Consider the following 13,436-nt stretch of genomic DNA (forward strand, 5'->3'; position numbering starts at 1 on the left):
TTGGACCGGCTGGATTTCGGCGGAAACGGCGAAACTGGTGGCGAACGGGCACACGCTGGTGGGGTAGAACCCGGCCTGTCCGGCGCCTTCCCGTTGTCTCCTGCTCAGCTGGGCATCTGGTACGCGCAGCATGTCGACCCGCAGGTGCCGGTCACCATCGCGCAGTACGTGGACCTGCACGGTGAGCTGGATGTCGACGTGCTCGAGCGCGCCAGCATCGACGCCTCGCACGAGCTGGGTTCGGGCTTCCTCCGGATCGTCGAGCGCGACGGCGAGCCGTTGCAGTTCATCGATCATTCCATCGCGGATTACGACAAGGTCGTGTACGTAGATCTGCGCGGCGAGGCCGACCCGGCCGCCGCGGCGATGGCATGGATGCGCGCCGAATACAGTCGCCCGCTCGACCTGATCAACGACCGGCTGATCATGATCGCGGCGCTGCAACTGGCCGACGACCACTGGTACTGGTACTCCCGCGCCCACCACATCGCGCTCGACGGCTACGGCGCGATGACCAACCTCAACCGCATCGCGGAGCTCTACACCGCCTACGTCGCCGGGGCCGAACCCACGCCGTCCAAGGCGACCGATCTGCACACCCTCTACGAGCAGGAAATCGCCTATCGCGAGAGCTCCCGCTTCGTCTCCGACAAGGAGTACTGGGCGCAGCGGGTGGCGGGGCTGGAAGAGGGCACCAGCCTGACCGGCCGCTCCGCGCCGCCCGCCGCGATCAACGGCGTAGTGAGCGCGGCGCTGTCGGACGAGCAGAACGGCCAGCTGGACGCGGCCGTCGCACGGCACGATTCCTCGCCCGCCGGTCTGCTGCTCGCGGGCTTCGCCGCGTATCTGGCGCAGTGGAACGGCGTCGAGGACGTCATCCTCAGCCTGCCGGTGACCGCGCGCACCACCGCCGCGATGCGCCGCTCGGGCGGCGTGTCGTCGAACATCGTGCCGCTGCGGCTGCACGTCGGCCACTCCACCACGGTGTCCGAGCTGCTCAAACAGGTCCAGGTCGAGGTCTCCGGCGCGTTGCGCCACCAGCGCTACCGCCACGAGGACATCCGCCGCGACGCGGCCGGCGACGGCGTGGTGACCACGGAGTTCTTCGGGCCGTGGGTCAACATCATGCTGTTCGGTGACGAGCTGGTGATGGGCCCGATGGTCGGCCAGCTCAGCGTGCTGTCCACCGGCAGCATCGAGGATCTGGGCGTCAACTTCTACCAGTCGGTCGCGGGGACCCGCTCGCACATCGACTTCGAGACCAACCCGAACCTCTACACCGAGGACGAGGCGCGCCGCCACCACGGCCGCTTCCTCGAGTTCTTCGACCGCTTCCTCGCCGCCGACGTGGACGAGACGGTGTGGGACCTTCCGGTCACCACCGCCGGTGAGCGCGAGCGGACCCTGCTGGAGTGGAACGACTCCGAGCAGGACGTCCCGGAGACCACTCTCGCGGCGCTGCTGGACGCGCAGATGGCCCTGACTCCGGACAACATCGCGCTCGACTTCGAGGGCGCGACGCTGACCTACGCGGAGTTCGACGCGCGGGTCAACGAGCTGGCCCGCTTCCTGATCGCCGACGGCGTCGGCCCGGAATCGCTCGTCGCGCTGGGCATGCGCCGCTCGCTGGAGCTGGTGATCGGCATGCACGCGGTGCTGAAGGCCGGTGGCGCGTACGTGCCGATCGATCCGGATCATCCGGCCGAGCGCACCGCCTACATCCTCGACAGCGCCGCGCCGGTGTGCGTGCTGACGCTGTCGGCCGACGAGCTGGAGCTGCCGGAGTCGGTGCGCCGGGTGGAGATCGACACCCTGGACACCTCGGCGTATTCGGCCGCCCCGGTCACCGACGCCGAGCGGCTGGCGCCGCTGCGCCCGGACAACACCGCCTACGTCATCTACACCTCGGGTTCCACCGGTCGTCCCAAGGGCGTGGCGGTGACCCATCACGCGATCGTCAACCAGCAGCTGTGGATGCTCGACGAGTACCGGCTGACCGCGGAAGACGTGTATCTGCAGAAGACCGCGACCACGTTCGACGTGTCGCTGTGGGGCTACTTCCTGCCGCTGCTGGTGGGCGCGAAACTGGTCATCGCGTCGCCAGACGGGCACCGCGACCCGCTGTACGTGGCGGAGATGATCTCCCGCCACGGGGTCACCGTGACCGACTTCGTCCCGTCCATGCTCACGGTGTTCGTCGCCCACGCCACGCAGGCCCAATGCGCCACGCTGCGGGCGGTTTTCGTGATCGGCGAGGCGCTGCCGCCGGAGACCGCAGCGGGCTTCCGCGCGATCACCGACGCGGGGCTGCACAACCTGTACGGCCCGACCGAGGCCGCGGTCTCGGTGACCTACTGGGAGGCCACGGCCGCCGACACGGTGACCGTGCCGATCGGCATCCCGGAGTGGAACGTCCAGGTCTACGTGCTGGATTCGCGACTGCGCCCGGCCGCGATCGGCGCGCCGGGTGAGCTGTACCTGGGCGGGCGCCAGCTCGCGCGCGGTTACCGCGGCCGTCCCGACCTGACGTCGGACCGCTTCGTGGCCAACCCGCTGTCGACCAGCGGCGAACGCATGTACCGCACCGGCGACCTGGTGCGCTGGAACGACGCGGGCACGCTGGAATACATCGGCCGCACCGACTTCCAGGTGAAGTTCCGCGGTCAGCGCATCGAGCTGGGGGAGATCGAAACCGATCTGCTCGCCCACCCGGCGGTCAGCCAGGCCGTGGTGCTGGTGATGGACACGGCTACCGGTCAGCAGCTGGTCGCCTACGTCGTCCCGGCTCCCGGCCACACCGTGGACCCGGTGGAGCTGACCAGGTTCGCCGCCGAGAAGCTGCCCAGCTACATGGTGCCCGCGTCGATCATGGTGCTGGACGCCTTCCCGTTGAACACCAGCGGCAAGCTGGACCGCAAGGCCCTGCCGGAGCCGGTGTTCAGCGCCGACGCGGGCGATTTCCGCGCACCGCGCACCCAGGCCGAGCAGATCGTGGCGGGCATCTTCGCCGACGTGCTCAGCCAGGACCGCATCGGCATCGATGACAACTTCTTCGACCTGGGCGGTAACTCGCTGGTCGCCACGCAGGTGGTGGCGCGTATCGGCGCGGCCTTCGGCACCCAGATCGGGGTGCGCGCGCTGTTCGAGACCCCGACCGTCGCCGGGATCGCGGCGCGCGCGGAGAATGCCGCTCCGGTCGGCGAATCGCGTCCGCCGCTGGTGGCCCAGCGGCTGCCGGAGCGGGTGCCGCTGTCGCTGGCACAGCAGCGCATGTGGTTCATCAACCAGTTCGACCCGACCGTGCCGACCTACAACCTGCCGTTCGTGGTGCGGTTGCGCGGCCAGGTGGATCTGGAGGCGTTGCAGTCGGCGCTGCTGGACGTGGTCGAGCGGCAGCAGTCGCTGCGCACGATCTTCCCCGAGTCCGGCGACGGCGGTTACCAGCAGGTGCTTCCGGTCGACCAGGTCGAACTCGGCATCGAGTTGCAGCCGATCGACAAGGCCGAATTGCACGCCGCGCTGGCCGAATTCGCCGCGCGCGGCTTCGACGTCTCGCGTGAGCTGCCGATCCGGGTGCGGGTGTTCGCGGTCACCGGCGGGCGCGGCAACGGCACCGCCGACTACGCCGTGGCGTTCGTGGTGCACCACATCGCGGCCGACGGCTTCTCGTTCGGCCCGCTGGCGCGCGACGTGGCCGCGGCCTACCTGTCCCGCGCCGCGGGCGAGGCGCCGAGCTGGGCTCCGCTGCCGGTGCAGTACCAGGACTTCAGCATCTGGCAGCGCGAACTGCTCGGCGCGGAGTCCGATCCCGCGTCCATGGCGGCGCGCGAGATCGCCTACTGGCGCAGGGCGCTGGCGGGCCTGCCGGATCAGTTGGACCTGCCCGCGGACCGTCCGCGTCCGCCGGTGCAGAGCTTCCACGGCAGCCGGGTGAGCTTCGACATCGATGTCGAGCTGCACCGGCGTCTGGTCGCGCTGGCCCGCGCGCAGGGCGTCAGCCTGTTCATGGTCATGCACGCCTCGCTGGCCGTGCTGCTGGCCCGGTTGTCGGGCACCAACGACATCGCGATCGGCACGCCGGTCGCCGGACGTGGCGAGCAGGCCCTCGACGACCTGATCGGCATGTTCGTCAACACCCTCGTGCTGCGCTCGGAGGTGGACGGCAGCGAGCCGTTCGCCGAATTCCTCGGCCGCACCAGGGAAACCGACCTCGCCGCGTTCGCGTTCGCCGACGTGCCGTTCGAGCGCTTGGTGGAGGTGCTCAACCCGACCCGCTCGCAGGCACGCCACCCGCTGTTCCAGGTGATGCTGTCGTTCCAGGAGATGTCGCACGCGACCCTGGAACTGCCCGGTCTCTCGGTCACCGCCGACGAGCTCGAAGTCGACATCGCCAAATTCGACCTGCAGTGGACGGTCACCGAGGAGCGCGGCGCGAACGGCGAGCCCGCGGGCATGGGCGCGGTCATCTCCTTCGCCACCGACCTGTTCGACGCCCCGACCGTCGCCGAGTTCGGCCGCCGCTACCTGCGTGTGCTGGAAGCCGCCGTCGCCGCACCGGCAACCGCCGTGCGCGACATCGAGATCCTCGACGAGGCCGAGCGCGCCCGCGTGCTGACCGAGTGGAACCACACCACCCGTGAGGTTCCCGCCGCGACGGTGCTCGAGCTGTTCGAGGAGCAGGTGCGGGCCCGGCCCGACGACCCCGCCGTGGTGTTCGACGGCGGCGTTCGCGGCGCGGACGAGTTCGGCGCGCCGGTCGAGCTGACCTACGCCGAGTTCGCCGGGCGTGTGAATCGCCTGGCGCGCAAGCTCATCGACGCGGGCGTCGGCCCGGAGACGCTGGTCGCCGTCGGCATCCGCCGGTCGGTGGACATGCTGGTGGCGATCTACGCCACGATGACCGCGGGCGGCGGCTACGTACCGATCGATCCCGACCACCCGGCCGAGCGCACCGAATACGTGCTCGACAGCTCCGCGCCGGTGTGCGTGCTGACCACCACCGCCGACAACGTCACCGCCGCGGGCATCCCGGTGCTGACGCTGGACACCTTGGACCTGGACGGGTTCGGCGACGAGCCGGTCACCGACGCCGAGCGCCGCGCCCCGCTGCGCGCCACCAACACCGCGTACGTGCTCTACACCTCCGGCTCCACCGGCCGCCCCAAGGGCGTCGCGGTCAGCCACGCGTCGGTGGTCAACCAGATCGCCTGGATCACCGCCGAATACCGGATCGGCCCGGCCGATGTGATCCTGCAGAAGACGCCGGTCACCTTCGACGTGTCGGTGTGGGAGCTGTTCGGCACGCTGGCCGTCGGCGCCCGCATGCTGATCGCCGCGCCGGACGGCCACCGCGATCCGATCTACCTGTCGGAGATCATCGGACGCCACCGCGTCACCATGACCTCGTTCGTGCCGTCGATGCTCTCGGTGTTCGCCGGGTCCGCGTCCACGGCCGAATGCGCTTCGCTGCGTGCGGTTCTCGTCGCCGGTGAGGCGCTGCCGCCGGCGACCGTCACCGCGTTCCGGCAGTTCTCCACCGCCGCGGTGCACAACCTGTACGGCCCCACCGAGTTCACCGTGCACACCACGGCCTGGCACCTCAACGAGGTCGCGCCCACGTCGGTGCCGATCGGCCGCCCGGTGTGGAACGCGCAGACCTACGTCTTGGACGAGGGCCTCGCGCCCGTTCCGGTCGGCGTGCCCGGCGAGCTGTACCTCGGCGGTGTGCAGACCGCCCGTGGCTACTACGGCCGCCCCGACCTGTCCGCCGAACGCTTCGTCGCCGACCCGTTCGGCGCGCCCGGCTCCCGCCTGTACCGCACCGGCGACCTGGTGCGCTGGGTGCAGCCGCGCGATCCCGAGGTGGGCAGCGCGGGTGTGCTGGAGTACATCGGCCGCACCGACTTCCAGGTGAAGTTCCGCGGTCAGCGCATCGAACTCGGCGAGATCGAGACCGCCCTGCTCGACCACCCGGCCGTCACCCAGGCCGTCGTGCTGGTCATGGAGACCGTCGCGGGCGATCAGCTGGTCGCCTACGTGGTCACCGCGGGTGGCCCGGTCGATCTGGACAGCATCAAGAACGCGCTGCACCGCACGCTGCCCGCGTACATGGTGCCCTCGGCGATCATGGTGCTCGAGGCGTTCCCGCTGAACGCTTCCGGCAAGCTGGACCGCAAGGCGCTGCCCGCCCCGGTGTTCGAGGTGCGCGAATTCCGCGCTCCGACGACGCCGATCGAGGAGATCGTCGCGCAGATCTTCGGCGAGGTGCTCGGCATCTCGCGCGTCGGCGTGGACGACGACTTCTTCGAACTGGGCGGCAACTCGCTGATCGCCACCCAGGTGGCCTCCCGCCTCGGCATCGCGCTGGACACCAGGGTGCCGGTGCGCATGCTGTTCGAGGCGTCCACGGTCGCGGCGCTGGCCGCGCGGGTGGAATCGCACGCCGGTGACGGCGCGCGCAAGGCGCTGGTCGCCCGGCAGCGTCCGGAGCAGGTGCCGCTGTCGCTGGCGCAGCAGCGCATGTGGTTCCTCAACCGGTTCGACACCTCCTCGGCGGTCAACAACATCCCGGTCGCCATCCGGCTGTCCGGCGATCTGGACATCGCCGCGTTGCAGGTCGCGGTCATCGACGTGATCGATCGGCACGAGTCGCTGCGGACGGTCTTCCCGGAGACCAAGACCGGGCCCGTGCAGGTGGTGCTGGACGCCGCGCAGATCGTGCCGGACCTCACCCCGGTGCCGGTGACCGAGCACAACCTGATCGATCACCTGGTCGAGCTGGCCTCGATGGCGTTCGACGTGACCAACGAAGTGCCGCTGCACGCCCGGCTGTTCGAGATCAGCGAGACCGAGTACGTGCTCGGCATGGTGGTGCACCACATCTCCGCCGACGGCTGGTCGATGGGACCGCTGGCCCGCGACGTCATGGTGGCCTACGCCGCCCGCACGTCCTGGGAGGCGCCGGCCTGGTCGGCGCTGCCGGTGCAGTACGCCGACTACGCGCTGTGGCAGCGCGAGGTGCTCGGCGCCGAGGACGACCCGAGCTCGCTGATCTCCACCCAGATCCGGTACTGGACCCGCGAACTGGCCGACCTGCCGGACGAATTGGTGCTGCCCTCGGATCGGCCGCGCCCCGCCGTCGCCTCCTACCGCGGCGGCACCTACCCGTTCGTGATCTCCGGCGAGACCCAGCGCGCCCTGATCGAGCTGGGCCGCAGGCACAATGCCTCGTTGTTCATGGTGCTGCACAGCGCGCTGGCGGTGCTGCTCGCCCGGGCCAGCGGCACCAGCGACATCGCCATCGGCACCCCGGTCGCCGGTCGCGGTGAGGCCGCGCTGGACGACCTGATCGGCATGTTCGTCAACACGCTCGTGCTGCGCACCGAGGTGGACGGAGCGTCGAGCTTCGCCGATCTGCTGGCCCGCTCCCGCGAGACCGACCTGCACGCGTTCGCGCACGCCGACGTGCCGTTCGAGCGGCTGGTCGAGGTGCTCAACCCGGCCCGCTCGCAGGCGCGCCACCCGCTGTTCCAGGTGATGCTGACCTTCCAGAACACCCGGCAGGCCAGCCTGGAGCTGCCCGGTCTCTCGGTCAACGGCATCGACTACGACGCCCGGCTGGCCAAGTTCGACCTGCAGCTGACCCTCTCGGAGACCCAGGACGAACAGGGCGAATCGGCGGGCATGTCGGCCGAGTTCTCCTACGCGCTGGATCTTTTCGACGAATCGACCGTCGCCGCGTTCGCCCGCCGCCTCGACCGCATCCTCGCGGCCGTGACCGCCGACCCGAACGTGCCGATCGGCGACATCGACCTGCTCGCGGCGGAAGAACACGCGCGGGTGCTGGTCGACTGGAACGACACCGGGCACCCGGTGGACCAGTTCGCCACGCTGGTCTCGCTGTTCGACGAGCAGGCGGCGGCCACGCCCGATGCCATCGCGCTGGACTTCGAGGACGAGCGGCTGACCTACCGCCAGTTGCAGGAGCGGGCCAACCGCATCGCCCGGCAGTTGATCGGCGCGGGCGTCGGCCCGGGATCGCTGGTGGCGCTGGCGCTGCGGCGTTCGACCGAACTGGTTGTCGCGATGTACGCGGTGGTGCAGACCGGCGCGGCCTATGTGCCGCTGGACCCGGACCAGCCCGCCGACCGCGTCAACTACATCATCGAGACCGCGCGGCCGCGGATGATCCTGTACCGCTCCGCGGACGGCTTCGGCCTCGACCCGCAGCCGCGGGTGACCGCGCTGTCGGTGGAAGGCATCGAAGGCGTGCCCGGTTTCGCCGCGACCAGCGGCGCGCCGATCACCGACGCCGAGCGCACGCAGCCGCTGCGGCCGGAGAACATCGCCTACGTCATCTTCACCTCCGGTTCGACCGGACGCCCGAAGGGTGTGGCGGTCTCGCACGCCGCGATCGTCAACCGGCTGTTGTGGATGCAGCACGAATACCCCATCGGCCGCGACGACGCGGTGCTGCAGAAGACGCCCGCCACGTTCGACGTGTCGGTGTGGGAGTTCTTCTGGCCGTTGCAGACCGGGGCCAGGCTGGTCGTCGCGCGCCCGGACGGGCACCGCGACCCGGTGTACCTGTCCCAGATCATCGCCGACAAGCAGATCACGACAGCGCATTTCGTGCCGTCCATGCTCTCGGTCTTCGTGTCCACGCTGGGCAACGAGAACGGCGACGGCCTGCCCGCGGCACGGCTGCGGCAGGTCTTCGCCTCCGGTGAGGCCCTGCCCGCGCAGACGGCGCAGCGCTTGCGCGAGCTGACCGGCGCCCGGTTGCACAACCTGTACGGCCCGACCGAAGCCGCCGTCGACGTGACGTATCACGAGGCGACGGAAGCCGACACGGTGTCGGTGCCGATCGGACGCCCGGTGTGGAACACTCGCGTCTTCGTGCTCGACAGCCGTCTGCACCCCGTCGCACCGGGTGTCGCGGGTGAGCTGTATCTGGCGGGCGATCAGCTGGCGCTGGGCTACCTGGGCCGCCCCGACCTGACCTCCGACCGGTTCGTGGCCAACCCGTACGGCGCCCCGGGCGCCCGGATGTACCGCACCGGTGACCTGGTGGCCTGGACTCCGGACGGCGAGCTGGACTATCTGGGCCGCACCGACTTCCAGGTGAAGCTGCGCGGTCTGCGCATCGAGCTCGGCGAGATCGAGTCCGCGCTGCTTGCGCAGCCCGGTGTCGCGCAGTCGGTCGTGGTGCTGCGCTCGGACGCGCACGCGGGCGATCAGCTGGTGGGCTATCTGGTCTGCGAGCCGTTCGCGACCGTCGATACCGACGACGTGAAGGCCGCCTTGGCCGCCGTGCTGCCGGGTTACATGATCCCGGCCGCACTCGTCGTGCTGGACGCGTTCCCGGTCAACGCCTCGGGCAAGCTGGACCGCAAGGCGCTGCCCGCGCCGGTGTTCGAGGCGCGGGTGTTCCGCGCGCCCTCGACGCCGATCGAGGAGATCGTGGCGGAGCTGTTCGCCGATCTGCTCGGCGTGCCGCGCGTCGGCGTGGACGACGACTTCTTCGAACTCGGCGGCAACTCCCTGGTGGCCACCCAGGTGGTCGCCCGGCTGAGCGCGGCGCTGAACACCGACGTCGGCGTGCGCGTGCTGTTCGAAGCCCCGACCGTGGCCGCGCTGGCCGCCCGCATCGAGTCGCACGCGGGCAGCGGTGCGCGCCAAGCGCTCACGGCACAGGTGCGTCCCGAGCATCCGCCGCTGTCGCTCGCGCAACAGCGGATGTGGTTCCTCAACCGTTTCGATGCCGACTCCGCCGCGAACAACATCCCGGCCGCGGTGCGGCTGGAAGGCGCGCTGGACCTGGACGCGCTGCGCGGCGCGATCGCCGACGTGGTCGGGCGGCACGAATCGCTGCGCACCATCTACCCGTCCCGCGACGGTGTCGCCTACCAGCGCGTGCTCAACGCGGGCCGGGCCATTCCGGAGCTGGACGTGGTCGAGGTGGCCGAGGGGCAATTGCTCGGCGCGCTCTACGAGTTCGTCGAGCGCGGCTTCGACGTGACCACCGAACCGCCGGTGCGCCTGCGCGCCTACCGGCTCGGTCCGGACGACTACGTGCTGGTCGTGGTGGTGCACCACATCGCCGCCGACGGCTTCTCCATGCGCCCGCTGGTGCGCGACCTGATGACCGCGTACGTGGCGCGCACCTCGGCCGCCCAGCCGGGCTGGCCGCCGCTGGCGGTGCAGTACGTGGACTTCGCGCTGTGGCAGCGCGACACCCTCGGCTCCGAGGACGACCCGACCTCGCTGATCTCCGAGCAGCTCGACTACTGGCGCGGGGCGCTGGCCGGTCTGCCCGACGAACTGCGCCTGGCCGGTCGCCCGCGCCCCGCCGTCGCCTCCTACGGCGCGGGGACCTACCGGTTCCGCGTGCCGGGCGAGTTGATCGAGGACCTGAACCGGGTCGCGCACACGCACGGCAGCACGCTGTTCATGGTGGTGCACGGCGCCTTCGCCGCGCTGCTGGCGCGGTTGAGCGGCTCCGACGACATCGCCGTCGGCATTCCCGTCGCCGGCCGTGGCGAGCAGGCGCTCGACGATCTGGTCGGCATGTTCGTCAACACGCTGGTGCTGCGCGCCGAAGTGGACACCGCCGAGTCGTTCGGCGACCTGCTCGCCCGGGTCCGCGAGCGCGACCTGCAGGCGTTCGCGCACGCGGACGTGCCGTTCGAGCGGCTGGTCGAGGTGCTCAACCCGGCCCGCTCGCAGGCGCGCCACCCGCTGTTCCAGGTGATGCTGTCGTTCCAGAACCTCGGCCGCACCGCGCTGGAGCTGCCCGGCCTCACCGTCTCCGAGCTGGGCATCGACCAGCCGACGGCGAAGTTCGACCTCCAGCTCACGCTCAGTGAGGTGCCCGGCGCCGAAGCGGCGATGGACGCCGAACTGGTCTACGCCACCGACCTTTTCGACGGCGTGTTCGCCGGTACGTTCGCCGAGCGGTTCGTGCGGGTGCTGCGCGGTATCGCCGCCGATCCGTCGGTCACCGTCGGCGACATCGACCTGCTGGACGACGCCGAGCGGTCCTTGGTGATCGAGCGGTGGAACGCCACCGAGTTCCCGGTCGACGCCGCGCTCACCTCGCCGGTCGGCGACGCCGCGGCGACCCTGGTCTCGCTGTTCGAGGCGCAGGTCGCGCGCACACCGGACAGTCCGGCGGTGACGTTCGAGGGGACGAGTCTGTCCTACGCCGAGTTCGCGCGCCGGGTGCACCAGTTGGCGCGCTGGCTCAAGGTCAACGGCGTCGGGCCGGAATCGTATGTGGCCCTCGGCATGCGCCGCTCCATCGATCTGGTGGTGGGCATGTACGCGGTGAACGCCGCTGGCGGCGCGTACGTGCCGCTGGACCCGGACCACCCGGCCGAGCGCATCGACTACATCCTGGAGACCGCGCGCCCGGTGTGCGTGCTCACCTCCGGCTCCGACCTGGAGACCACCGTGTCCCGGCAGGTGCGCATCGATCAGATCGACCTGTCGGAGTTCTCCGGCGAGCCGCTGACCGACGCCGACCGGCACAAGCCGCTGCGTCCGGCCAACACCGCGTACGTGATCTTCACCTCCGGTTCCACCGGTCGCCCGAAGGGCGTGGCGGTCTCGCACGCCGCGATCGTCAACCGCCTGGTGTGGATGCACGCCGAATACGGTTTGGCGGCCTACGACGTGGTGTTGCAGAAGACGCCCGCGACGTTCGACGTGTCGGTGTGGGAGTTCTTCTGGCCGTTGCAGGTCGGGGCCCGTCTGGTGGTCGCGAAGCCGGACGGCCACCGCGATCCCGCGTACCTGGCTCGACTGATCGTCGACGAGCAGGTCACCACGGTGCACTTCGTGCCGTCGATGCTGTCGGTGTTCGTGGCCGAGGAGCGCGCGGCCGAGTGCACCAGCCTGCGCAACGTCTTCGCCTCCGGTGAGGCGCTGCCCGCGGTGACCGCGCAGAAGTTGCGCGAGCTGACCGGCGCGCGTCTGCACAACCTGTACGGCCCGACCGAAGCCGCGGTCGACGTCACCTTCCACGAGGTGACCGAGGGCGACACGGTGTCGGTGCCGATCGGCGCTCCGGTGTTCAACACCCAGGTGTACGTGCTGGATTCGCGCCTGCGGCCGGTTCCGGTCGGCGTGCCCGGCGAGCTGTACCTCGCGGGCGCGCAGCTGGCGCACGGTTACGTGGGCCGCCCGGACCTCACCACCGAGCGTTTCGTGGCCAACCCGTTCGGCCAGGCCGAGCGCATGTACCGCACCGGCGACCTGGTGGCCTGGACCGAAGACGGCGAGCTGGAATACTTGGGCCGCACCGACTTCCAGGTCAAGGTGCGCGGTCTGCGCATCGAGCTGGGGGAGATCGAGGCGGCGCTCACCGCGCTGGAATCGGTCGCGCAGGCGGTGGTCGTGGTGCGCACCGATGAGCGGACCGGTGATCAGCTGGTCGCGTACCTGGTGACGGACCCGGACCGGGTGGTGGACGTCGAGTCGGTCAAGGCCGAACTCGGCGCGCGGCTGCCGGGCTACATGGTGCCCGCGGCGTACGTGGTGCTCGACGAGTTCCCGCTGAACGCCTCCGGCAAGCTGGACCGCAAGGCGCTGCCGGAACCGGTCTTCGAGGCCAAGGTGTTCCGCGCGCCCGCGACGCCGGTGCAGGAGATCGTGGCCGAGACCTTCGCCGAGGTGCTCGGCGTGGAGCGGGTCGGCCTGGACGACGACTTCTTCGAACTGGGCGGCAACTCGCTGGTCGCCACCCAGGTGGCGGCTCGTCTGGGCGAGGCGCTGAACACGCAGGTCCCGGTGCGCGCGCTGTTCGAGGCGTCCACCGTCGTCGCGCTGGCGGCGAAGGTGGAATCGGCCGCGGGCCAGGGCGGCCGGACGCCGCTGGTCGCGCGGGAGCGCCCCGAGCTGGTGCCGCTCTCGCTCGCCCAGCAGCGGATGTGGTTCCTCAACCGGTTCGACAACCGCACCGCCGTGAACAACATCCCGGTCGCGCTGCGGCTGACCGGTGAGCTGGACGTGGCCGCACTCGGCGCGGCCATCCGTGACGTGCTCGCGCGGCACGAGGCGCTGCGCACCGTCTACCCCGAGGTGGAAGGCACCGGCTACCAGCGCGTCCTGCCGGTCGGCGAGGTCGGCTTCGACCTGGTCGCCGAATCGGTCGGCGCGCAGGAGCTGACCGCGCGGGTCGTCGAGCTGGCGAGCGTCGGCTTCGACGTCACCACCGAGATCCCGTTCCGGGCGAGCCTGCTCGCGGTGTCGGCGACCGAGCACGTCGCCGTGCTGGTCGTGCACCACATCAGCGCGGACGGCTTCTCGCTGCGGCCGCTGCTGCGCGATGTCGTGCTCGCCTACACCGAGCGCGCCCGCGGCGAGGTGCCCTCCTGGGCCCCGCTCGAGGTGCAGTACGCCGACTACGCGCTGTGGCAGCGCGAGGTGCTCGG

General features: G+C 70.6%; 1 protein-coding gene (running past one end of the window). It reads left to right on the forward strand.

Going from position 1 to position 13,436, the window contains the following annotated elements; genetic code table 11:
- A protein-coding gene (locus tag LTT66_RS17015; protein ID WP_233068653.1) for a non-ribosomal peptide synthase/polyketide synthase crosses the window boundary here: on the forward strand, positions 1-13,436 show its start. It continues 30,352 nt past the right edge of the window; 13,436 of the gene's 43,788 nt are visible here — the first part of the coding sequence; its start codon is at positions 1-3; its stop codon lies off the right edge, out of view.

It is taken from the genome of Nocardia gipuzkoensis, assembly GCF_021183645.1.
GTDB lineage: Bacteria > Actinomycetota > Actinomycetes > Mycobacteriales > Mycobacteriaceae > Nocardia > Nocardia abscessus.